Consider the following 24387-nt stretch of genomic DNA (forward strand, 5'->3'; position numbering starts at 1 on the left):
GAAGTAACTTAGAAAGTAGGAATATATATAATGGAACTTATTAGCATAGTAATAGTCACTTATAATTCTGAAAAATTTATATTAGAAACGTTAGAGTCAATAAAAAATCAAACTTATAATAATATAGAATTAATAATTACTGATGACAATTCTATGGATAGAACTATAGAATTATGTAGGGTTTGGAGTAGAAAAAATTCAAGTCGATTTAAAAGACTTGAAGTACTTGAGTATAAAAAAAATAGTGGTATTGTAGCTAACATAAATAGAGGAGTTAGAGTATCTAAAGGTGTATATTTTAAAAGTCTAGCGGGTGATGATTTGTTAGTAGAGGATTGTATAGAAAAAATGTATAATTACTCCAAGAAAAATAAATCAAGAATATTGTTTAGTAATTATGAATTGTTTGGTAATAAAAATATTGATTATAATAATAAGTTAAGGATAAAAAAAAGTTACTTTTATCTTAATGCTGATAAACAATATAAGAAGTTATTAAAAGCCAATTATGTTCCAGCACCAACAAGTTTTATAGAGAGAGCTACATATGACTATTTAGGTGGATTTGATGAAAAATTCTCTATGCTTGAGGATTGGCCATTTTGGATAAAAGCAACAAATAAAATGATTAAGTTGGATTATATGGATAATGTACTAGTTAGATATAGGGTAATGGGAGAATCGGTATCTAATAATATATATTCATATAATGAAAGATACATAGAAAGTCTAGAATCATTTTATAGGTTAGAAAGAAAAAGTAATATGCTAAAAAATTTAAATTTTCTAAGAATAATTTATGAAGAAATTGAATTTAAACTTATTAATAAAATAATAGAAAAAGGAAATAACAAAAAGCGTATAAAAATTACAGATAGATTAATGGTGCTTTTTAGTCCAATTCATATTGCATTACTAATAAAACAAGTATTTAGAAAAATTCGTACAAAATAAGCTAGTTTAAAAATGCAAATAATATTTATAAGTTATTATCAGACTAATATAAAAATCAGTCTGATAATTTTGCTTTGCCTATAAGATTACTAACATAAAATAAATGACCAGTAGTTCAATAAATATATACTCATAATGATCATCTATACATAAGTATTGTTAAGTGATAAAATGGTATAGGGTTAAATAATAAAAAGAATTTTATAGTAGAAAGTGATGATAAGTCTTTAAATGAATTATATATTAATTAAGAGAGGAATAAGATCATAAAATGAAAAAAATACTTTATGATTATAAAATCTATATAAAAAGAATATTGCAATCTAAAATATATAAATATATTTATGCTGACTTTGGAAAAAACTCAGTTATAGATACACCACTAATTATAAGAAATAAGAAAAAAATATTTATAGGTGATAAAGTTACTATTAGGGCTAATTCAAGAATTGAAGTTGTAAGTGAATATAATAATACGTTATATAATCCGCAGTTGATAATTGGAGATGGAACAATAATTGAATTTAATCTTCATATAACTTGTGCTAAAAATATTAACATTGGTAAAAATGTGTTAATAGCTGGATATGTTACAATTATTGATAATAATCATGGATATTATGATATAGATATTCCAATATATAAAAATGATTTAGTTGGATTAAAAGAAACTATTATAGGAGATAATTCTTTTATTGGGACAGGAAGTATAGTCTTACCAGGAACTATAATAGGAAGGAATTGTATAATTGCAGCTAATAGTGTAGTAAGCGGAAACATTCCAGATTATACTATGGTTGCAGGAGCGCCATCTAGAATAGTAAAAAGATACAATTTTAATAAAAAATCATGGGAAAGAACTGATACTAGAGGAAATTTTATAGAGGAGTAAAGTTATGGAACCTAAAATAGGGATTGTACTAGTTAATTACAATGGGGAAAATTTTCAGAATGATTGCATAAGAACTATAAAAAATATGGATTATAATAACTACAAAATTATAGTGGTGGATAATGATTCAAAAGATAATTCGGTAAAAATTTTGAAAGAAGAGTTTGATGATGTTATAATAATAGAGACTGGTGAAAATTGTGGGGTTGCTAAAGGAAATAATATTGGCATAAAAAAGTCTTTAGAGTTAGAGTGTGACTATGTATTGTTATTAAATAATGATACTGAAGTAGATAAACATATGTTAAAAGAGATGGTTAAAACAGCTTCTGAAAATACTATGGTTACATGTAAAATGTATTATTATAAACCTGATAATACTATATGGTGTGCAGGCGGTAAAATTAATTGGGATAAAGCTACTACTACACATTTTGGAGAAAATGAGAAAGATAATGGAGAATATAATATTTCAAAATATATAGAATATACACCAACTTGCTGTCTCTTAACACATAGAAATGTATTCGATAAAATTGGATTTATGGATGAAAAATATTTTATGTATTATGATGATACAGATTTTATAGCTAGAGCTAATGCTGAAGGATTTAGAATTTGGTATGAAGCTAATGCAAAATTGTGGCATAAAGTAAGTAGCTCTAGCGGGGGAATGGAATCTAATACCTCAATCTATTATGGAAATAGAAATAGAATGTATTTTATTGATAAATTTTATAATAGTAAAATAAAAGTAAAATTATATTTTTATTTTACAAGAGCAATTAAAATAATTAAGTATGCTTTTAAAGATAGAAATAAATCAAAGATAATATATAAAGCGATAATAGACTATAAAAAAGATAATATGTATAGACAGAATTTGTAATAACTTATTTAATATATAAAACAAAATTGAATTAGTGCTTTGATAATGACTTAAGATTTTGGAGGAGTTAATGAAATGAATAATATTCTAATTACTGGAGGAGCAGGATTTATAGGGTCCAGAGTTGCATTAAAATTAATTCAAAAAGGATATAAAATCACCATTTTAGATAATCTTTCTGAACAAATACATGGAAAAAATGCTGATATTCCTGATTTTATTCAAGGGAAAGTAAAGTTTATAAAAGGCGATGTTAGAAATAAGGAAGAGTGGAGAATAGCATTAAAGAGCCAAGATGCAGTGATTCATCTAGCTGCTGAAACAGGCACAGGTCAATCCATGTATGAAATTTACAAATATACTGATGTTAATATAGGGGGTACGGCTAACTTATTGGATATACTTACAAATGAAGATACTCAAATTAAGAAAGTAGTTGTAGCTGCATCAAGAGCTATTTATGGAGAAGGAAAATATATTTGTAAAAACCATGGGGATGTGTACCCTGAAGAAAGAAAAGATGAAGATTTGAGAAAAGGTGATTATGAGTGTAAGTGTCCATCATGTAATGGAAATCTAGAGTTATTAAAAACTGATGAGGATTCTAAAATACATCCAACATCAATTTATGGAATAACTAAGCAAAATCAGGAACAGATGGTTATGGTATCTTGTAAATCATTAAGTATACCATGTGTATCTTTTAGATACCAAAATGTTTATGGACCAGGGCAATCATTGAACAATCCATATACTGGAATATTATCAATTTTCTCAACCAGAATAAAGAATAATAACAATATTAATATTTTTGAAGATGGAAAAGAAACAAGAGATTTTGTATATATAGATGATATAGTTGATGCGACAATATTGGGTTTAGAAAAAAATGAAGCTAACTATGAAGTTTTTAATGTAGGAAGTGGAGTTGCTACTGATGTAATGACTGTAGCGACTGCTCTTAAAGAAGCTTATGATAGCAACATATCAATAGAGATATCTGGTAACTATAGATTGGGAGACATTAGACATAATGTAGCTGACTTAAGCAAAATAAAAAAGTTGTTAAATTTTGAACCGAAAGTTTCTTTTATTGAAGGAATAAATAAATTTGCTAAATGGGTTAATGAGCAAGAAATAAAAGAAGATAAATATGAACAATCTATTAAAGAAATGAAGGCAAAAGGTTTGTATAAGTAAAGGAGCTCAGTGATGAAAAAAGACTTAATCACAGTAGTTTTACCTACCTACAACTCAGAAGATAAGGTTGAACTTACTCTAGATTCTATCATATCTCAATCATATTCAGATATAGAATTAATTGTATGCGATGATTGTTCTAAAGATAAGTCAGTAAATGTTGTAGAAAGAGTACTCGAGAAAAATAAAGAAAGATTTAAAAGTGTTACTGTAATTGAAAACGAAACTAATTTGGGAACTGTAAAAAATGTACAACAGGCGTATAGAATTGCAAAAGGTAGAATAATTAAACCTTTGGCGGCAGGAGATCTTTTATACTCTAAAGATACATTAGAAACAATATATCAATATTTTAAACAGCACAATCCATTAATTGCATGTGGACTACAACGTTCTTTTAATACAGAAAAGGGCATGTTTGAGGAAATTAATTTTCTAAGACCTAGGCCAGAAGATTATAAAAAATTTAATTCGTATAAAGAAACTATGAAAAAAATGTTGTTTTTAGGACACTTTGCAACTGGGGCAGGTTTGATACTTAATAAAGATCTTTTTACAAAATATAACTATTTTCTTCCTGAAGAAGTAAAATATACAGAGGATATACTACAACTATGGTTAACCATGGATAAAGTTGAAATAAAAATAATAGAAAACTTTATAATTTGGTATGAGTATGGAACAGGAATCTCAACGTCGAATGTTCAGTTTCCAACCAAAGTTGATATTGATCAACTAAACTTTTACAAGTGGTTGAGAAATAAATATAGGAATAATAAAGAGTATATTGAATATTTAGAGCTAGCAATAAAAATGAAAGAATTAGATAATTCAAGTTATGGTAAAATAAAAAGAACAATTCTTACTTTAAAAAGACCAGAAATATTCAGCATGAAAATTAGGACAAAACTTAAAGAAACTAATAGTGTTAAAAATTTGAAACTATATATTAAAGACGTTTCTAGTCAACAGGGAGATGGATTTAAAGACAAAATATGTAGATTCTATAATGTATAGAAAGGTATTGGAGTGATATAATGTATAACTGTGCAAAGATTAAGTTTAAAAAATTTCTTGATAAATATGGAGCACTTACTCCTATTGAAGCTAAAAATGATATACCTTTTGAAATTAAAAGGGTATATTATATAACGCAAGTTGAAGAAAATGTAACAAGAGGTTTTCATTCACATAAAAAATTACATCAGGTTCTGCTTTGTTTGAATGGGTCGGTTAAAATCCGTGTAAAAACTTCACAAGAAGAAGAGGTTGTGGAATTAAATGATTCATCTGTTGGGTTGTATATAGGACCTATGATTTGGAGAGAGATGTTTGATTTTTCAGACGGTGCAGTTCTTTTAGTGTTAGCCTCAGAATACTATGATGAAAGTGATTACATACGCAACTACGATTTTTACTTGGATGAAGCAAATAATTTTTTTTAGGAGAGATAATAATGAAGATACCATTTGTAGATTTTACTATGATGCACAATTCAATAAATAAGGAATTAAAAAATACTTTTGATGCAGTATTAAGTAAAAATTGGTTTATAAGAGGGAGTGAAGTTGAAAAATTTGAAGAAGAGTTTGCAAAATATTGTGAAACTAAATATTGTATAGGCGTTGGTAATGGACTTGATGCATTATATTTAATTCTAAAAGCACTAAATATTGGAGCTGGGGATGAAGTAATAATACCATCCAATACATTTATAGCTACAGCATTAGCAGTATCGTATAATGGAGCTATACCAGTACTAGTTGAACCTGATCCTAACACATATACAATTAATCCAGAATTAATAGAAGAAAAAATAAGCAATAGAACTAAAGCAATAATAGCTGTTCATCTTTATGGTCAAGCTGCAGATATGGATAGAATTAATGAGATTGCGAACAAGCATGATTTATTTGTGGTTGAAGATGCTGCACAAGCACATGGCGCAACTTATAAAGGGAAAAAGGTTGGAGGATTTGGTATAGCAGCAGGATTTAGTTTTTATCCAGGTAAAAATTTAGGAGCTCTAGGAGATGGTGGTGCAGTAACTACTAACAGTAAAGAATTAGCGGATAAGGTAAGAGCGCTTGGAAGTTACGGTTCTGAAAAGAAATATGAGCATATATATATGGGAACTAATTCAAGATTAGATGAAATGCAAGCAGCATTTTTAAGAGTAAAGCTTAAGAGTTTAGATAAATGGAATGACTATAGAGATAAGGCTGTTAGAAAATATTTAGCAAACATAGAAAATAAAAATGTTAAATTACCAACTATAGGGGAAAGTAATAGTCATGTATGGCATCTATTTACGATAGAAGTAAATAATAGGAATGAGTTACAAAAGTATTTAAAAGAAAAAGGAATTGAAACGGTAATACATTATCCTATCCCCATACATTTGCAAGAAGCGTATAAAGGTTTAGGACTTAAATTAGGTGACTTTCCTATAGCAGAAAGAATTTCTAATGAAATTTTAAGTCTACCATTATGGTATGGATTAAATGATGATGAAATAAAGTATATATGTGATATCATAAATGAATGGAAATAGAATACATGAAAATTTTATATCAGACTACTGGAGAAATCAGTAGCCTGATATTTTTTAAATATAAATGAATACAAGTTTAAGGAGAAAATATGAGTAGAAAAAAGCTATTTATAGAGAATTTTTTAGTATATGGCTTGGGTGGGATAATTAGTAAGATAGTTCCACTAATTATGTTACCTGTAGTAACTAGGCTAATGCCAGATACTTTTTACTATGGGATAAATGATATGGCCAATATAATCGTATCATTTGGCTCGGCTATAGCTATAATGGGATTATACGATGCTATGTTTAGACTATTTTTTGAGAAAGAAGATGAAAATTATAAAAAAGAAGTATGTTCAACAGCATTTTATTCTGTTATAGGGACAGCAATTATTGTTTTTATAATTTTAATAGTATTTAAGGGGATTTTATCATATCAATTTTTTAATTCTAATAAATACGAAAATTTACTTATAATATCGGCATTAACAATAGTTATTGGATCAACAAATACAATTATTTCGGCACCTACTAGAATGTTAAATAAGAGAAAAATATTTTTAATTTTAAATACAATAACTCCAATAATATCATATTCCATATCTGTACCTTTACTGCTTAATAAAATGTATGTTATGGCTTTACCTTTAGCAGCATTGATTTCTTCGGCTTCTATGCTAATAATATTTTATTTATTAAATAAAGAGTGGTTTAATATTAAAAGATTCAAGAAAGAACATCTTAAAGATCTCATAAAAATAGGATTACCATTAATGCCAAATTTTTTGATATATTGGATTTTAAATTCTTGTGATAGACTTATGATAAATAATATTATAGGAACATCTTATGTGGGGATATATGGAGTTGGAGCAAAAGTAGCATCTATGAGCCAACTTATATATACTGCATTTGCAGGAGGATGGCAATATTTTGCTTTTTCGACGATGAAAGATAAGGACCAAGTTGGAATGACTTCAAGAATATTTGAGTATTTAGGAGTGATATCTTTTATCACAACAATAATATTGACTGTATTTTCAGAATTAATATTTAATATTCTCTTTGAAGGTGATTATGTAATGGGAGCTCAAGCTTTTCCATATCTGTTTCTTTCTCCATTATTATTAATGTTGTTTCAAACTGCAGCCAATCAATTTTTAGTTATAAAAAAAACATGGCCTAATTTTATTATTTTATCTTTTGGGGCATTTTTAAATATTATAATTAATTTAGTGTTGATACCAACATTGGGAGTAGAGGGAGCTGCGATAGCAACTCTTATTGGATATATTTCATCTGTTTTAGTTTGTGTTATTGTCTTGCATAAAATGAAGTTAATTGAAATATCAAATAAATTTAAATTAAGTACTTTAAGTATTTTGATATTTTTTATAGTATGGAGAATTTACGTTAAAGATAATATAATTTTAAGCTTATTGACAGGATTAGTTAGTATAATAATAATATCTTTAAATTATAAGGATGATATAAACTTAATTGTAAAAAAATTAATTAAGTAGGTTTGATAGGAATTGAAGTAATATAATAATAAATATATAATGTTATTAATGTTATAAAATAAGAAAAAACGGAGGAATGCAAAATGAGTGGTAAAAACTGTAGTATTTCTAAGAGTTCAGTAATAAAAGAAGGCGTAATAATTGGAGACAATGTTATTATTGAAGATGGAGTATATATAGATTATTACTGTATTATTAGAGATAATGTACATATTAAAAAAAATACGTTTATTGGAGCAAGAAGCATATTAGGAGAATATTTGTATGATTTTTATGAAGAAAAAATTAATAAGAATCATAAGTTAATTATTGGTGAAAATTCACTTATAAGAACAGAAAATGTTATTTATGGAGACTGTAAAATAGGCGATGGTTTTCAAACAGGTCATAAAGTAACCATAAGGGAAAATACGATAATAGGTAAAAATGTTAGAATTGGAACTTTATCAGATATACAAGGACATTGTCAAATAGGTAATTATGTAAGTTTACATAGTAATGTACATATAGGGCAAAAATCAGTTATTAAAGATTTTGTATGGATATTTCCATATGTAGTTTTAACAAATGACCCTACACCACCATCAGATAACATAAAAGGATGTACAATTGAAGAGTTTGCTTTAATTACTACTAATTCTGTTCTTTTGCCTGGAGTTACTGTGCATAGGGAAGGGATGGTTGGAGCAGGATCAGTAGTTTCAAGAGATGTTGAAGAAAAGTCTGTTGTTGTAGGAAGACCTGCAAAAAAAGTTTGTGATTTGACTGATATAAAGGATAAAGAAACAGGTAAAGATATATATCCTTGGCGTTATACATTCGATAGAGGAATGCCGTGGGAAAAAATTGGTTTTGATAATTGGCTAAATACTACTAATTATGAGTCTTTAATTGATTATAAAAAATAAATAGCCAAAATTAAGAGGGGAGTGGGTTTTTTTGGGAAATTTTTCAAAAAAGAATATATTAATTAGTTTTCTATGCTTTATTATAGCTTTAACTACCTTTAACTTTGAAAAAGGTGTAAAAGTAAGTGCGGCAGAGAATTCTCCTAGTGTTTATTTTAAGGTAAATAAAAATCCGTGCGTTTTAGGAGAAGATTTTAATATTGATATTAATGCTAAGAATCTTACATCTTTATATGGAGCCTCTATAGATTTGAAGTTTGACAATAGTCTTTTTAATATATATGATGTAACACTTGGAGGAATAATTAATTCTAATGATGTATATTTCAAAAAAGTAATAAATAATGAAACTGGAATGCTTTCAATAACATTAACGTATATGGGAAATGTTTCAGGTGCTACTATTTTTGATAATACAATATTCACTATAAAGGCTAAAGCTTTAAAAATAGGACAAGCCAATTTCACGGTTAGTGCAAATTCTTCCAATAATCTAGCATTAAATCAAGCAAATATTAAATTAGCAGATAATAATTCAAATCCTATTGGAGTAACTACAAGTGGGTTTAATGTAGCAATTACAAAACCTATACCGCTTACTAGTGGAAGATATGAAGAAAGTGATTCAAATATAATATTTAATGGAAATTGGATACAAGATTCAAATCCTTCATATAGTGGGGGGGGAGTAAAGTATTCAGAAACACCAGGTAATTCTATAGAGTTTAGTTTTATAGGAACGGGATTTAAATGGGTGCAACCAGTAAATTCATATAGAGGAATATCTAAAGTAACTATAGATGGAAGAGAACAATATGTAGATAATTACTCAAGCAATGAAGAGAATTTAAAAAATGTATTTTCAAAATTAGATCTTGATTTAGGATATCATTCAGTAAAAATTGAAGTTACATCTAATAAAAATCAATCTTCATATGCATATAATCAGGCGTTTGATTATATAGAAATTTTAAATAGAAGTGGAAGTGAGCCACTTACCAGTGGGAAGTATGAAGAAAATATTAGCAATATACAATTTAATGGTAACTGGCTAAAAGATAGTAATTCAGCCTATAGTGGAGGCGAGGTTCTATATTCAACTACTTATGGTGATTCTATTAATTTTACATTTATAGGAACAGGATTCAAGTGGGTACAACCAGTAAATTCATATAGAGGAATTGCGAATGTGATAATAGATGGAGTTTCATATAGTGCGGATGCGTATTCAGTTAATGAAGTGCTGAAAAAAGAGATGTTTAGTAAAACAGATTTAAAATTAGGATATCATTCTGTTAGAATTGAAGTTACACCTAATAAAAATCAATACTCATATGGATATAATCAAGCATTTGATTATATAGAGATTTTAAACAATGATACATCAACTTTAACAGTTGGAAAATTTGAAGAAGATAATTCTAAAATAAAGTTTAATGGAAATTGGTTAAGTGATTCAAATAAATCATATAGTGGAGGAAGCGTTAAGTATTCAGAAACTCCAGGAGATTCTATAGACTTTACATTTATAGGAACTGGTTTTAAATGGGTACAGCCAGTAAACTCGTATAGAGGTATTTCGAGGATAACAATAGATGGAATATCACAAAATATTGATAATTATTCTTTAAACGAACAATTACAAAAAGAATCATTTATTAAAGTAGGTTTACCATTTGGGATTCATACTGTTAAAATTGAAACTACGTCAATGAAAAATTCTTATAGCAAGGGGTATAACCAAGCTTTTGATTATGTTGAGATAATGAATGATTATCTTCTTAATCCGTTAGAGGTAGGTAAGTATGAGGAAAATAATGCTAATATAAGATTCTCTGGAGATTGGAAAAAAGATACTAAATCCTCATATAGTGGCGGAACTGTGCTTTACTCAGGAAATGCAGGAGATTATGTTGAGTTTTTATTTAATGGAACAGGATTTAAGTGGGTACAACCAGTAAACTCCTACAGAGGAATTTCAAAAATAACTGTAGATGGAATTAAACAAAATGTAGATACTTATTCAGTAAATGAAGTTTTACAAGAAGCATCTTTCACTAAAACCGGATTAAAACAAGGAGTTCATAAAGTAATAATTGAAGTTACTGCGAATAAAAATCCGCAATCTAATGGGATAAATCAAGCTTTTGATTATATAGAAGTATTAAATTCAAATGAGCAAGATATTTTAAGTCCTGGAAAGTATGAACAGAATAATAGTAATATAAAGTATAATGGAACTTGGTTAAAAGATTTTAATCAACTTTATAGCGGAGGAAGTGTACTTTACTCAACAACACCAGGAGATTCAATTGAGTTTACGTTTAAAGGAACTGGTTTTAAGTGGGTACAACCGGTAAATGCATATAGAGGAATAGCTAAAGTTACAATAGATGGGGTAACACAAACTATTGATAACTACTCAACTAACGAAGTATTGCAGAAAAAGGTATTTAGTAAACTGAATTTGACAGATGGAACTCACAAAGTTAAGTTAGAAGTTACGGCGAATAAAAATCCTCAATCTTCTGGAATAAATCAAGCCTTTGATTATATAGAAATTTTTAGCGCTAATGATCCTTCGATATTAACCGTTGGTAAGTATGAGGAAAATAATATTAACATAGGGTTTAATGGAAACTGGAAAAAAGATACTAACTCTTCATATAGCGGAGGAAATGTACTTTATTCAAGTGCACCGGGAGATTCAATAGAATTTGCTTTTAATGGTACTGGATTTAAATGGGTACAACCAGTAAATGAATATAGAGGAATAGCAAAGATAACAATAGATGGAGTAACTCAAAATATCGATACTTATTCAGTTAATGAAGTGATTCAAAAAATTGTATTCAGTAAGACAGATTTAGCATTGGGAATACACGAAGTTAAAATTGAACTTACCTCAAGTAAGAACTTGAAATCAAAAGGCAATCTTCAAGCTTTCGATTATTTAGAAATTCTTAATGGTAATGATACATCAATATTAACATCTGGTAAATATGAAGAAAATAATATCAATATAGGATTTAATGGAAATTGGGTAAAAGATACTAATGCTTCATATAGTGGTGGAAATGTACTTTACTCAAGCACACCAGGAGATTCAATAGAATTTACTTTTAATGGGACTGGATTTAAGTGGGTACAACCGGTGAACTCTTATAGAGGAATTGCAAAAGTAACAATAGATGGAGTTGAAGAATATATTGATTCATATTCAATAAATGAGGTGTTACAAAAATTGGTACTAACTAAATCTGGATTAGTTAAAGGACGCCATAAGGTTAAAATTGAAGTCACTTCTACCAAGAACTCTTCTTCAAAAGGATATAATCAAGCATTTGATTATATTGAAATAATAGATTAAAAATATTAAAAAATGGCTAGTGAATAAATTTATTCACTAGCCGCTAAATGGGGGTATTAAATGGGAGTACTTAGAAAAATAGTTATAAAAGTAGTTATTATTGGACTAGTTTTTGCCAGCATAAATTCAATCAAAGTTTCAGCAGCTACATTAGAAGAATTAACAAGAATTGATTTTAATAATGATAAGATAATTGACAGTAAGGATTTAGACATAATATATGGATATAATAATACATCAAATAGTACATACGATTTAAATAATGATGGAATTGTAGATATATATGACATAACTAAAGTTTCAAAAAACATAGGTGAAAGCTTAAAAAAGCAAATTAAAGTTGTAATAGATCCAGGACATGATTATGGTGGTGATTATGGAGCGGTGGCTACTCATAACGGAATTAAATATGAAGAAACTGTATTAAATATGGAAGTAGCCGTAAAGCTTAAAGCTAGCTTAGAAGCTAAAGGATATAAAGTTGAGATGACAAGGCAACTATGGGAAAGACCAATATCAAAAGATGCAGCAAGTTCTCTAAAAGCAAGAGCGGATTTCGCAAATGCAATAAATGCAGATTTATTTATAAGCATTCATCATGATTCTTCAAGTGCTTCATCAGCTAGAGGGACAAGCACTCATTATAGTACCTATAAACCTGGAATTGATAATGAAGGAATCACAAAAATTCCTAAAGGTCAATCCTATGAAGATGCTTATATTGATACAACTCCATCTCCAGCAGGTGCACTAAGTAGAGATTTAGCTAATAAAACAGCTAATAATATAGCTAGGGATTTAGGAAGAATTAATAGAGGATCCGCTGACCATAATCTATATGTGACTGTAAATACCAATATGGCAGCAATGTTGGTAGAGGGAGGATTTATATCGAATCCAGATGAAGCGGCTGCTATGGCTAACTCTGCGAATCAGCAAAAGTTTGCAGATACTATAGCCAATACGGTAAAAGAAATGTTTTAAATAAAGAATAAAAGTATGACAAAACAGTAACATGTCATACTTTTATTTTTTTTTATGAAATTATTTGATATAATACAGATATTGAGATTAAATTACAATATATTGAATTTGGAGGTATACTATGTCAATATTGGTATGTGGAGGAGCTGGCTATATAGGAAGTCATATGGTAGCTTACCTTCTAGAACAAGGAAAAGATGTAGTAGTAGTAGATAGTTTAGAAACTGGCCACGAGAAATCAGTAAAGGAAGTTAAGTTATACAAAGGGGATTTAAGAGATAAAGAATTTTTAAATAATGTCTTTAATGAAAATGAAATAGAAGCAGTTATAGATTTTGCAGCGTACTCTCTAGTAGGAGAAAGTATGGTAGAACCATTAAAATATTTTAATAATAATGTATATGGAACCATAAATCTATTAGAAGTTATGAAAGAACATAATGTTAAATATATAGTATTCTCATCAACAGCAGCAACTTATGGTGAGGCAGAGAAAACCCCTATAGTTGAGGAAGATAAAACCTTCCCTACTAATGCTTATGGGGAGTCTAAACTTATGGTGGAAAAAGTTCTTAAGTGGTGTGATACAGCTTATGGAATAAAACATACAGTGTTGAGATACTTTAACGTAGCGGGAGCTCATGTAAGTGGAAATATAGGAGAAGACCACAAGACAGAAACTCATTTAATTCCACTTATATTACAAGTTGCTTTAGGTAAAAGAGAAAAGATAATGATATTTGGAGAAGACTTTAATACACCAGATGGAAGTTGTATTAGAGATTATATCCATGTATCAGATTTAGCAGAAGCACATGCTTTAGCTTTAGATAGATTATTTAAAGGTGGAGACAGCAGAATATTTAACTTAGGAAATGGAACAGGATTCTCTGTTAAAGATGTAATAGAAGTAGTTAGAAAAGTAACTAATCATCCTATACCAGCAGAAGTTACAGGAAGAAGAGCAGGAGACCCTGCTATACTTATAGCTTCATCTGAAAAAGCTGTAAAGGAACTAGGATGGACGCCTAAGTTTAATACGCTAGAAACTATAGTAGAAACAGCTTGGAAATGGCATTCAAATAATCCTAATGGATATAATGATTAATTAAAGTAACAGAAAGAAGGAAGAAAGACATGACAATTAAAAAAGCAATAATTCCTGCAGCAGGACTTGGAACAAGATTTTTACCAGCTACTAAAGCATTACCTAAGGAGATGCTTCCTATAGTAGATAAACCTACTATGCAATATATAATAGAAGAAGCTATAGCTTCAGGTATAGAAGAAATATTAATAATAACAGGTAGAAATAAAAAGTCTATAGAAGATCACTTTGATAAATCTATAGAGCTTGAAATGGAACTTGAGAAATCAGGAAAACAAGAGTTACTAGACTTAGTAAGAGATATATCTGGAATGGTAGATATACATTTCATAAGACAAAAGGAACCTAAAGGGTTAGGTCATGCAATTTTATGTGCTAAGACATTTGTAGGAAATGAACCTTTTGCAGTGCTTTTAGGAGATGATATTGTTCATAATGAGGAAAACCCATGCTTAAAACAATTAGTGGATTGTTATGATGAATATAAAACATCTATACTTGGAGTACAAACAGTAGCAGAAGAAAATGTAAGTAAATATGGTATAGTAGACGGGCTACATATAGAAGACAGAGTATATAAAGTAAAAAATCTAGTAGAAAAACCAGCTAGAGAAGAAGCGCCTAGTAACGTAGCTATACTTGGAAGATATATAATAACTCCACAAATATTTGATATATTAGAGAAAACTAAACCAGGTAAAGGTGGAGAAATTCAACTTACAGATGCATTAAAAGAACTTATATCTCAAGAAGCTATGTATGCATATGATTTTGAAGGGAAAAGATATGATGTAGGAGATAAATTAGGATTCTTACAAGCAACAGTTGAATATGCTTTAAGAAGAGAAGATTTAAGAGAAGATTTTATAAAGTATTTGAAAGAAATAATACAATAAGTGATTTAAACAATAAGTACACAATTTGGGTACTTATTGTTTCTTTTTTTGTAAACAAATCTTTGTGAGATTTTTGTGAGAAGCATTTTATATAATAAAATTTAAAAGAAAAAAATAAATAAATATTTTGATTTAATTCAAACAAAAATCGACAATGAACTTTGAATGAATATAATATTTATTATATTTTAGTAAAGTCTTGTAAATACGCTAAGTAAATGTTTACTGATAATAAAGCTATAAATAAATTCTAAGTAATTTGAATTTATTTATAGCTTTTCATAATGGAAAATATATCAATCCATTCCTTGAAAGAGAATATATTAATTTTAAAATGAGGATAATATTAAAAGAATAAGTATAAATTATCCTTGAAAAGTGTCCGATATATATTATAGAAGTCGAATAATGTCTATTAAGAATGAGAATTAACGTTCGCTTGAGTGTTGAACAATCTGTTAAAAAGTTATATAATTATTTGGTAAAACTTTAAAGATATATATTATCGTAAGATTAATATAATAGTTTATAGTTTAATTATTAAAAGTTTAATAAATAACACCAAAAGATGGGTTCGACACCATTAAACAATAGCACCTAAAACACTTCATAAAATAGACACAAATATGGTAATATGTTATGATTTATATACATTAGATTTAAAAAAACATTCGGCAGGTTGTGCATAAAAAAGCTTTTTAAATATTAGAACCATAATAGCAGCTTAATACTTTAAGATGCTATTATGGCTAAGGTATACTTTTTAAGGATAATGAAATATATTTTAGATATAAGTGCCTCTAGGAACTTCTCAGTTCCTAGAATATTAATAACTCTTTTCAAATTGTATGTAAAAAAGGCAATACTAACTTCACCCCTTACTTTTTTAAATCCTCTTAAAAGTAAGTGATAAAAACCCATTGTTCTTTTTATAGTCCCAAAAGGATGCTCAACTATCATCTGTCTCTGCTTATACTTTTCTTGGTTTTCTTTAACCCTTTTGTCTACAATTTCAGCAATTTCATCGCCTTCAGTCCTAGCTATTTTTCTTCCATCTTTTGCAGTAGTACATTTATCTTTATTTTCACAGTTCTTACAAGCATCAAAATTATAATATTCTCTTCTTTTAGCATCAACTTTCTTAGTATGACAGTGCAATATTTCTCCATCTGGACAGATATATACATCGTCCTCTTTTATATATTTAAATTTATCAATAAAATATCTTGAATCTCCTGAACTATTGGTATATCTAGGTCTAGAAACATAACTTGTAATATCATCTTCTTCACACTTAGCAAGGTCTTCAGCGGCAAAATATCCTTTATCTGCTAATACTTCTATTGTTTCAATCTCTAAAATATCTTTTGCTTTTTTACTAACATTATGGAGTTGACCTTGGTCGGGTGAATTGTTACCTACTTCAAAAGTAACTATAAGTTTATTTTCTGCGTCAACTGCAGACTGTACATTATACCCTACATCAGTTCCTTGATTAGCTCCAAATTTTACAGTTTTAGCATCTGAATCTGTAAAATTGATCTCATTCATATCATTTTCTATAAGCATAGCTTCCAAATCATCATAATATGCTATTTTTTCTTCTAATTCCTCAATAGCATTGGGAATACTGGTCTTGTCCAAGCTGCTATTTTTATCATCTATTTTATCATTCATCTCTACTTCATGAAGATATTCTTTAATTTTATCTTGTGCTATTTTTTTCATTTTAGCTAACTTATTTTTGCTATAGTGCTTTCTTTTTGATGCAGATGCTTCTAATTTTGTACCGTCTACAACTATAAGTTCTTTTCCATACAATCCTAATTTAATACAGTAGTTAACAAAGCTCTTAAAAACCTCCTCTAATGCCTCTATGTTATCTTTTCTAAAATCTGCAATTACTCTATATTTAGGTTTAAGTCCTTTAATTAGCCAAATTACTTCTCTATTAATAACACATTGTTTTGCTAATTTGCGCGATGATCTTATACCGTTAAAGTATCCATAGATGTATAGTTTTAAAAGATCTTTAGGATCAAATTTGGGTCTTCCAATAGCGTCATTATTACCAATATTAAATCCCAAACATTCGAGATTCATACTATCTACTATTTTGTCTATTACCCTTACTTCACTATATTTTTCTACGAATTCTTCCATTGATTCTATTCTTATTTGAGTTCTATCATCTCCACAAATATAATTCATAATACTTTACTCTCCTACAATGAAAATTTATGCTTATATGTTAAATTATATCATAAACTTGCAATTTTCGCACAGCCTGTCGGAGGATTAAGATGGAATTAAAGGAATATCTACATATTTTAAAGAAGAGATGGCTATTAATAATATCAGTGACTTTAACCTGTGTATTTGTTAGTGCTATAGTCAGCTTTTTCTTAATTAAGCCTACATATCAGGCTAGCATCTCAGTAGTTATAGGAAGTAATAAAGAAGAAACGTCAAGTAACCCAAATCAAACCTATAATGATGTTATAATGTATCAAAAATTAGTTAAAACCTATAGTGTATTTGTTAAAACAAGAGCGGTAGCAGAGGACACAATAGAGAAATTAAACTCTGACAGAAGCGTAGATTCACTTTTAGGGATGATATCAGCATCACCTAGTAGTGACACTGATTTTTTAACCATAACAGTAAAATCTAAAGATGCCTATGAAGCTAAAGAAGTAGCTAATCAAGTTGCAAGATCTTTAAAAACTGTAACTAAGGAAATTAAAAATGTGGACAACGTTCAGTTGGTAGATGATGCATTGTTACCTAGTGGTCCTATATCACCTAAACCACTAATTAATATAGCAATAGCTTTAATACTAGGATTATTTGTTTCAGTAGGAATAGTATTTTTAATAGAATATTTAGATAACACAGTAAAAGATACAGATGAATTAGAAAAATTATTAGAGGTTCCCGTATTAGGGGCAATACCTATGATGGAAGATAAAAAGAAAGCAAGAGGTGGTAAGCGTGATAAAAGATCTAATAGCATATAGTGACCCTAAGTCGGCATCAGCAGAAGCATATAGAACCTTAAGAACAAACCTGCAGTTTTCTATGTTAGATAAAGATTCTAATATTATAGCAATAACCTCATGTGCACCAGGAGAAGGAAAGAGTACTATAGTTGCTAACTTAGCAGTAAGCCTAGCTCAAAGTGGTAAAAAGGTATTATTAGTAGATTGTGACCTTAGAAAACCTACAATTCACAAGAAATTTGGAATATCTAACGCTAGTGGATTAACTTCATTATTATTAAAAGAAAGTACATTAGAAGAAGCTATATATAAAGTGGATATACCTAACTTGGGACTTATACCTAGTGGTCCAGTTCCACCTAATCCATCAGAAATATTAGGTTCTAAAAAGATGGGGAAAATATTAGAAGATCTTAAGAGCTATTTTGATGTTATACTTTTAGACTCACCTCCAGTACTTGTGGTTTCAGACTTACATGTACTTGCATCAACCTTAGATGGAATTCTCTTAGTTGCAACCTATGGAGTAACAGAGAAAAATGCTATATTAAGAGCAAAAGAAAGCATTATAAAGGTTGGAGGAAAGGTGTTAGGGGTAGTAGAAAATAAAATACCTCAAGATGCTAAAGGATATGGCTATGGTGGTTATGGATATGGGAAGTATCAAGGATATTATTCTTCAGATACAGAAGAATAGGAGGAGACATGATAGATTTTCATTCACACATAATTTATGGAGTAGATGATGGAGCTAAGGATATCCATATGTCCTTAGATATGATAAAAAATGCAGAGCAGGAAGGCACTAAATATATATGTGCCACCTCTCATTATCTATTAGGAGAGTATGAGCCTGATAGAGAAGAGTATTTTAATAAACTTGAGGAATTAAGAGAAAAAAGCAATATCCATATAATACCTGGGTTAGAGGTGTATATGGACCCAAGTCTACCAGAACTTTATAAAGAGAAGAAGATATGGGGAATAAATGAAGGGCCATACATGCTAATAGAATTTCCTATGAGAGATGTGCCTAAATACTCTATGGATGTATTGTATGAATTAACAGTTTTAGGAATAAAACCTATAATAGCACACCCGGAAAGAAATATTAAACTTATAAACAATATAGATATGATAGAAGCGTTTATAGAAGAAGGATATTTACTACAACTTAACGCTAATTCCCTGTTAGGAAAACATGGACAAGCAGAAAAAGCTTTTGGGGAAGAATTAGTAAAAAGAAACATGATTCATTTAATAGGAAGTGACGGACATAATAACAGCTTCAGAAAAACAGATATAAAAGAAGCATTAAAAAGATTAGAAGAATTAAATCCAGAGTTACACGGATTTATATTAGAAAATGAAAAAAAAGTACTAGAAGGATTAGAAATAGAGTTACCTGAGATAATAGATATAAAAGAGAAGAAGAAAGGGTTCTTCGGATTATTTAAGAGAAAATAACTAGAGAGGTCATAAGTAAATTATGACCATCTTTATATATTATAGATGGGAAACTAAGGAATTATTTTATGGAAAGTTATTATTAATATTAAGAAATAATTATATAAAATTAAAGAATGAAAAGGGTGAGGGCTTAATGAACATAGTAAAACGCTATAAAAACTTAATACTAATGATAATAGATATAGCACTAATAAACTTGGCGTATTTATCAGCCATCTTTTTTAGATTTATAGATGGACAAGATATAGAGTATCTCCAAAATTATAAACATAATATAGCGTTTATAACTATTATATACATTGGGGTATTTTTTGTATTTAAGTTCTATAAAAGTTTGTGGATATATGCTAGTATAGATGAGTTTATGTTACTTATATGTGGATGTGTTATAGCTAATATATTATCTATAACCATAGGGAGTATTTTTAACTTTAATTTACCTTATGGATTAAGTATTGTATCGGGTATGATAGCTACTATTTATATATTAGGATTTAGAATATCCTTTAGAGTTTATAGAAGAATGGTAATTAACTTTAAAAATATAAATAAAATAGGTTTCAAAAGAGTTATGATAATAGGTGCAGGTTCAGCAGGTACTATGATAGTAAATGAAATAAAAAGAAGACCAGAGATGAAATTAGAACCAGTAGCACTTATAGATGATAGTAAATATAAACAAGGAACTTTCGTATCAGGATTAAAGGTCCTTGGAGGAAGTAAAGACATTGAAAGGTTAGCGAAACTAAAAGCAGTAGAAGAAGTCATAATAGCTATACCATCTTTAAAAGGTGAGGATAAAAAATCACTTATAGATATAGTAAAAAGAACAGGCTGTAAAATGAAGATTATACCTGGAGTATATGAACTTATACAAGGAAAGGTAATATCTAGCCAGATAAGAGAAGTGCAGGTAGAAGACTTACTAGGGAGAGATCCAGTAGTATTAGATAACGAAGGAATAAGTGAGTATATAACAGGAAAAACAGTATTAGTTACTGGTGGAGGAGGATCTATAGGTTCTGAGCTTTGTAGGCAGATATCAAAGTATGAACCTAAAAGATTATTAATACTAGATATATACGAAAATAATGCCTACGATCTTCAAAATGAATTAAAAGTTAAATTCCCTAAATTAGATTTAAAAATTATTATTGCATCAGTAAGAGATAGAAAAAGAGTGGAAAAAATCTTTGAAGAGTTTAAACCAGAAGTAGTATTTCATGCAGCAGCGCATAAACATGTGCCTTTGATGGAGGATAATCCATCAGAAGCTATTAAAAATAATGTTTTTGGAACTTTAAATGTTGCAGAATGTGCTGATAGAGCTGGAGTAAAGAGATTTGTACTTATTTCTACAGATAAAGCAGTTAACCCAACTAATATAATGGGAGCTTCCAAGAGAATGTGTGAAATGATAGTGCAAGCTATAAATAAGCAGAGTAAGACAGAGTTTGTAGCAGTAAGGTTTGGTAATGTGTTAGGAAGTAATGGTTCTGTAATACCACTATTTAAAAAGCAGATAGCAAGTGGTGGACCGGTTACATTAACTAATAAATATATTACTAGGTATTTCATGACTATACCAGAGGCTTCACAACTAGTATTGCAGGCAGGTGCCTATGCAAAAGGTGGAGAAATATTTGTACTTGATATGGGGAAAGCAGTTAAGATATATGATTTAGCTTGCGATTTAATAAGGTTGTCAGGTTTTGAACCTCACAAAGATATAAAGATAGAAATAACAGGATTGAGACCAGGTGAAAAACTTTATGAAGAACTGTTAATGGCAGAAGAGGGGTTAGGAAGTACTAAGCATGAAAAAATATTTGTAGGAAGCCCTACCTTTACAGATATGAATAAGCTTAAGAAAGGGTTCGATGAGTTTAGATTCATCATGGAGAACGGAGATAAAGATGATCTTATAAGGAAGGTAGAGGAGTTAGTACCTACTTATAAAAGAACGCCTAATGATATAGTGAGCAATGAAGATGATGAAGAAACAGCAGCAGATAAAATAGATGTTTTTAGAAACAATGTAATTACTGTAGTATAAGTTACTTTTTATAAAAGCATTTTTATTAAATAATTATATAAACCATGAAAAGTGAGGGATATTAATGAAGGAAGTAGGAGTAAGAAACATACCATTTTCGCCTCCAGATATTACAGAGGAAGAAATTGATGAAGTTATAAAAGCAATGAAATCAGGATGGATAACAACAGGACCTAGAACAAAAGAATTTGAAAAAAATATAGCAGAATATTTAGAAGTTGATAAAGCTGTATGTCTTAACTCCGCAACGGCTGCAATGGAACTTACTTTAAGGATATTAGGAGTTGGTAAGGGTGACGAGGTTATTACTTCTGCGTATACCTATACTGCCTCTGCATCAATAATAGATCATGTAGGAGCTAAGATTGTATTGGTTGATACTGCGCCTGAATCATTTGAGATGGATTATGATAAACTTAAGGATGCAATTACAGAAAATACAAAGGCTATTATTCCTGTTGACTTGGCTGGAAAGATGTGTAATTATGAAAAAATATTTGAAGTTGTAGAAGATAAGAAGGAATTATTTAAAGCTAATAATGATATTCAAAGAATTTTAAATAGAATTGTAGTAATTGCAGATGCTGCCCATGCTTTTGGAGCTGAAAGAAAAGGTGATAAATGTGGACAGGTAGCTGACTTCACTTCATTTTCATTTCATGCGGTTAAAAATCTAACGACTTCAGAAGGTGGGGCTGTTGTATGGAGAAGTGATTTAGGTTTCGATGATGAATGGTTATATAAGCAATTTATGCTATATAGTCTTCATGGTCAATCAAAGGATGCTTTAGCCAAAACTCAAAAAGGTTCATGGGAATATGATATTATATACCCTGCATTTAAATGTAATATGACAGATATATTAGCTGGAATTGGATTAGTTCAGTTAAAAAGATATGATGAGTTGCTAAAAAGAAGAAAATGTATTATAGAAAAATATGATAAGGCTATTTCGCAAATGGGAGTTTTAAGTTTACAACATTATGGTGAAGACTTTATATCTTCAGGACACTTATATATTGTGAGAATACCAGGAATAAAAGAAGAAGATAGAAATAAAATTATAGTTAAAATGGCAGAGCTAGGGATTGCATGCAATGTCCATTATAAACCACTTCCTTTATTTACAGCATATAAAAATTTAGGATTTGATATTAATAATTACCCTAATGCTTATAATCAGTATATTAATGAAATAACTCTTCCGCTTCATACTCTACTTACTGACGAGGATATAGATTATGTGTGTGAGAATTTTAGGAAATTAGTATTAGAAATAAAACAAGAAAATTTAAAGTAAATGGGAGTGTTAAAATGTATAGAAACTTTCTAAAGAGATTTTTTGATTTAGTTTTAGCGTTAATTGCACTACCGGTTTGGGGAGTTATTTTTATAATTATTGGGCCAATTATATATTTTCAAGATAAAGGTCCGATTTTCTATAATGCACCTCGCTTAGGTAAGGATGGTAAAGTGTTCAAGATGTATAAGTTTCGTTCAATGAAGGTAAATGCTCCTGACGTAAGAAATAGTGATGGATCTACATTTAATTCTGAGAATGATCCAAGACTAACAAAAATAGGGATGTTTATTAGAAAAACCAGTATTGATGAAACACCTCAGCTTTTAAACATTATTAAAGGTGATATGAGCATAATAGGACCAAGGCCAGATTTGCCAGAACATATAGAGTTATATGAAGGAAATGAAAAGCGAAAGCTTGAAATTAAACCAGGTGTTACAGGATTAAATCAAGCTTACTATAGAAATACAATTCCATGGAAGCAAAGAATCCAGAATGATATATATTATATTGATAACTTATCCTTATGGCTTGATATAAAAGTATTTTTTAAAACTGTTATGTCGGTTTTGAAGAGAGAAGATGTGTATATAACTGAAGTAATAAAAGAAAATGAAGCATCTGGAATAGACATATAGGAGGCTATGTACTTTGAAAAATGGTAGTTTAGGGACTGATACGCCTATTTTATATGAACTTAAATGGGATACAGATTATTTTGGAATAAAATGTGGAAAAGTAATTTTAAGTGAACCTATTAAAAAATGTGAATTGGATAACTTAAAAACAGAATTTAAAGAGTATGAATTTATTTCTATTGAGAATCGAAACTCAGAACCAGTTAATTCACAACTTATTGGACATTATACTAATGCTTTTTTAGCTGATGTTAATATTCAATTTGAGAAACAAGTGGAACCTAATAATGAGATAGGTAGAAGCGTAGAGATATTTCATTCACTAGAGCCAATTGAAAAAATTATAGACATAGCAAACTTTGAGAATTCAAAATTTATAGAGGATAAAGAACTACTTAAACGTGGTGGAGATAAAGTTTATAAACAATGGGTTATGAATTCTTTTAAAAATAATGATAAGTATTTTGCGATATCAAAGAATGAAAATAATGAAATTAATGGTTTTTTATTATACTCATATTCTAGCAAGTGGAACTCCTTGAGTCCCACAAAAACCCCCGGGCAAAAACAAGCTATAAGTGATAGCTTGTTTTTTTCATAGTCTTTTTTACTGAAATATGAATAAGTAATTAGGATTAAGTCAATAATTAAGCTA

General features: G+C 29.1%; 21 protein-coding genes. 20 read left to right on the top strand and 1 reads right to left on the bottom strand.

The window, feature by feature from the left end:
- The first annotated feature begins 30 nt into the window (after positions 1–30).
- From B3N22_RS09310 to galU, 13 genes are all read left to right on the top strand, one after another.
- Positions 31–954 (top strand): glycosyltransferase, encoded by a 924-nt coding sequence (locus tag B3N22_RS09310; RefSeq protein WP_286906513.1) that lies wholly within the window; start codon positions 31–33, stop codon positions 952–954.
- A gap of 271 nt (positions 955–1225) precedes the next feature.
- A complete protein-coding gene (locus B3N22_RS09315; protein WP_286906515.1) occupies positions 1226–1846 on the top strand; it encodes an acyltransferase in 621 nt (206 codons plus the stop codon).
- Between the two features lie 4 nt (positions 1847–1850).
- Positions 1851–2735 carry a glycosyltransferase family 2 protein gene (locus B3N22_RS09320; RefSeq protein ID WP_286906517.1) on the top strand — a complete coding sequence of 295 codons (885 nt, stop codon included), beginning with the start codon at positions 1851–1853 and terminating at the stop codon, positions 2733–2735.
- Positions 2736–2810: 75 nt separating this feature from the next.
- Entirely contained in the window at positions 2811–3935 is a 1125-nt protein-coding gene (locus B3N22_RS09325; RefSeq protein ID WP_286906518.1) for an SDR family NAD(P)-dependent oxidoreductase, read from the top strand.
- A gap of 12 nt (positions 3936–3947) precedes the next feature.
- Positions 3948–4952 (top strand): glycosyltransferase family 2 protein, encoded by a 1005-nt coding sequence (locus B3N22_RS09330; protein WP_286906521.1) that lies wholly within the window; start codon positions 3948–3950, stop codon positions 4950–4952.
- Between the two features lie 20 nt (positions 4953–4972).
- Positions 4973–5380 (top strand): sugar 3,4-ketoisomerase, encoded by a 408-nt coding sequence (locus B3N22_RS09335; protein ID WP_286906523.1) that lies wholly within the window; start codon positions 4973–4975, stop codon positions 5378–5380.
- A gap of 11 nt (positions 5381–5391) precedes the next feature.
- Positions 5392–6489 (top strand): DegT/DnrJ/EryC1/StrS family aminotransferase, encoded by a 1098-nt coding sequence (locus B3N22_RS09340; protein WP_286906525.1) that lies wholly within the window; start codon positions 5392–5394, stop codon positions 6487–6489.
- An 89-nt stretch (positions 6490–6578) separates the two neighbouring features.
- The gene (locus tag B3N22_RS09345) at positions 6579–7997 is read left to right on the top strand and encodes an oligosaccharide flippase family protein (protein WP_286906528.1); all 1419 of its coding nucleotides are present in this window, start codon (positions 6579–6581) and stop codon (positions 7995–7997) included.
- Between the two features lie 83 nt (positions 7998–8080).
- Positions 8081–8905 (top strand): acyltransferase, encoded by an 825-nt coding sequence (locus tag B3N22_RS09350; RefSeq protein ID WP_286906530.1) that lies wholly within the window; start codon positions 8081–8083, stop codon positions 8903–8905.
- Positions 8906–8936: 31 nt separating this feature from the next.
- Positions 8937–12275 carry a cohesin domain-containing protein gene (locus tag B3N22_RS09355; protein WP_286906533.1) on the top strand — a complete coding sequence of 1113 codons (3339 nt, stop codon included), beginning with the start codon at positions 8937–8939 and terminating at the stop codon, positions 12273–12275.
- 60 nt (positions 12276–12335) lie between these two features.
- Positions 12336–13259, top strand: a complete 924-nt coding sequence (locus B3N22_RS09360) for an N-acetylmuramoyl-L-alanine amidase (protein ID WP_286906534.1) — start codon at positions 12336–12338, stop codon at positions 13257–13259.
- A gap of 121 nt (positions 13260–13380) precedes the next feature.
- Positions 13381–14367, top strand: a complete 987-nt coding sequence (gene galE / locus B3N22_RS09365; protein WP_286906536.1) for a UDP-glucose 4-epimerase GalE — start codon at positions 13381–13383, stop codon at positions 14365–14367.
- 29 nt (positions 14368–14396) lie between these two features.
- Entirely contained in the window at positions 14397–15263 is an 867-nt protein-coding gene (gene galU, locus B3N22_RS09370) for a UTP--glucose-1-phosphate uridylyltransferase GalU (protein WP_286906538.1), read from the top strand.
- 732 nt (positions 15264–15995) lie between these two features.
- Here galU and B3N22_RS09375 read toward each other — a convergent pair.
- The gene (locus tag B3N22_RS09375) at positions 15996–17474 is read right to left on the bottom strand and encodes an IS1182 family transposase (RefSeq protein WP_286906540.1); all 1479 of its coding nucleotides are present in this window, start codon (positions 17472–17474) and stop codon (positions 15996–15998) included.
- A 92-nt stretch (positions 17475–17566) separates the two neighbouring features.
- On the opposite strand from B3N22_RS09375, the gene B3N22_RS09380 reads away from it, so the two are divergent.
- The 7 genes from B3N22_RS09380 to B3N22_RS09410 all read left to right on the top strand — a co-directional run bounded on the left by B3N22_RS09380 (position 17567) and on the right by B3N22_RS09410 (position 24333).
- Positions 17567–18283 carry a YveK family protein gene (locus tag B3N22_RS09380; RefSeq protein WP_286906541.1) on the top strand — a complete coding sequence of 239 codons (717 nt, stop codon included), beginning with the start codon at positions 17567–17569 and terminating at the stop codon, positions 18281–18283.
- Positions 18258–18962 (top strand): CpsD/CapB family tyrosine-protein kinase, encoded by a 705-nt coding sequence (locus B3N22_RS09385; protein ID WP_286906542.1) that lies wholly within the window; start codon positions 18258–18260, stop codon positions 18960–18962. Before B3N22_RS09380 ends, B3N22_RS09385 begins: the two co-directional genes overlap by 26 nt.
- A gap of 8 nt (positions 18963–18970) precedes the next feature.
- A complete protein-coding gene (locus B3N22_RS09390) occupies positions 18971–19732 on the top strand; it encodes a tyrosine-protein phosphatase (protein WP_286906543.1) in 762 nt (253 codons plus the stop codon).
- Positions 19733–19868: 136 nt separating this feature from the next.
- The gene (locus B3N22_RS09395) at positions 19869–21791 is read left to right on the top strand and encodes a polysaccharide biosynthesis protein (RefSeq protein WP_286906544.1); all 1923 of its coding nucleotides are present in this window, start codon (positions 19869–19871) and stop codon (positions 21789–21791) included.
- 64 nt (positions 21792–21855) lie between these two features.
- Entirely contained in the window at positions 21856–23091 is a 1236-nt protein-coding gene (locus B3N22_RS09400; RefSeq protein ID WP_286906546.1) for a DegT/DnrJ/EryC1/StrS family aminotransferase, read from the top strand.
- A gap of 14 nt (positions 23092–23105) precedes the next feature.
- On the top strand, positions 23106–23732 hold the full coding sequence (locus B3N22_RS09405; protein WP_286906548.1) for a sugar transferase: 627 nt from the start codon (positions 23106–23108) through the stop codon (positions 23730–23732).
- A 13-nt stretch (positions 23733–23745) separates the two neighbouring features.
- A complete protein-coding gene (locus B3N22_RS09410; protein ID WP_286906549.1) occupies positions 23746–24333 on the top strand; it encodes a hypothetical protein in 588 nt (195 codons plus the stop codon).
- The last annotated feature ends 54 nt before the right edge of the window (positions 24334–24387 follow it).

Source organism: Clostridium sp. UBA1652 (assembly GCF_002320975.1).
Taxonomy (GTDB): Bacteria; Bacillota; Clostridia; order Clostridiales; family Clostridiaceae; genus Clostridium_T; species Clostridium_T intestinale.

Coding starts and splice junctions, on each gene's coding strand:
- B3N22_RS09325 (WP_286906518.1), top strand. CDS start 2,811: ATGAATAATATTCTAATTACTGGAGGAGCAGGATTTATAGGGTCCAGA.
- B3N22_RS09390 (WP_286906543.1), top strand. CDS start 18,971: ATGATAGATTTTCATTCACACATAATTTATGGAGTAGATGATGGAGCT.
- B3N22_RS09315 (WP_286906515.1), top strand. CDS start 1,226: ATGAAAAAAATACTTTATGATTATAAAATCTATATAAAAAGAATATTG.
- B3N22_RS09380 (WP_286906541.1), top strand. CDS start 17,567: ATGGAATTAAAGGAATATCTACATATTTTAAAGAAGAGATGGCTATTA.
- B3N22_RS09350 (WP_286906530.1), top strand. CDS start 8,081: ATGAGTGGTAAAAACTGTAGTATTTCTAAGAGTTCAGTAATAAAAGAA.
- B3N22_RS09405 (WP_286906548.1), top strand. CDS start 23,106: ATGTATAGAAACTTTCTAAAGAGATTTTTTGATTTAGTTTTAGCGTTA.
- B3N22_RS09310 (WP_286906513.1), top strand. CDS start 31: ATGGAACTTATTAGCATAGTAATAGTCACTTATAATTCTGAAAAATTT.
- B3N22_RS09330 (WP_286906521.1), top strand. CDS start 3,948: ATGAAAAAAGACTTAATCACAGTAGTTTTACCTACCTACAACTCAGAA.
- B3N22_RS09320 (WP_286906517.1), top strand. CDS start 1,851: ATGGAACCTAAAATAGGGATTGTACTAGTTAATTACAATGGGGAAAAT.
- B3N22_RS09400 (WP_286906546.1), top strand. CDS start 21,856: ATGAAGGAAGTAGGAGTAAGAAACATACCATTTTCGCCTCCAGATATT.
- B3N22_RS09375 (WP_286906540.1), bottom strand. CDS start 17,474: ATGAATTATATTTGTGGAGATGATAGAACTCAAATAAGAATAGAATCA.
- B3N22_RS09340 (WP_286906525.1), top strand. CDS start 5,392: ATGAAGATACCATTTGTAGATTTTACTATGATGCACAATTCAATAAAT.
- B3N22_RS09345 (WP_286906528.1), top strand. CDS start 6,579: ATGAGTAGAAAAAAGCTATTTATAGAGAATTTTTTAGTATATGGCTTG.
- B3N22_RS09360 (WP_286906534.1), top strand. CDS start 12,336: ATGGGAGTACTTAGAAAAATAGTTATAAAAGTAGTTATTATTGGACTA.
- B3N22_RS09335 (WP_286906523.1), top strand. CDS start 4,973: ATGTATAACTGTGCAAAGATTAAGTTTAAAAAATTTCTTGATAAATAT.
- galE (WP_286906536.1), top strand. CDS start 13,381: ATGTCAATATTGGTATGTGGAGGAGCTGGCTATATAGGAAGTCATATG.
- B3N22_RS09395 (WP_286906544.1), top strand. CDS start 19,869: ATGAACATAGTAAAACGCTATAAAAACTTAATACTAATGATAATAGAT.
- galU (WP_286906538.1), top strand. CDS start 14,397: ATGACAATTAAAAAAGCAATAATTCCTGCAGCAGGACTTGGAACAAGA.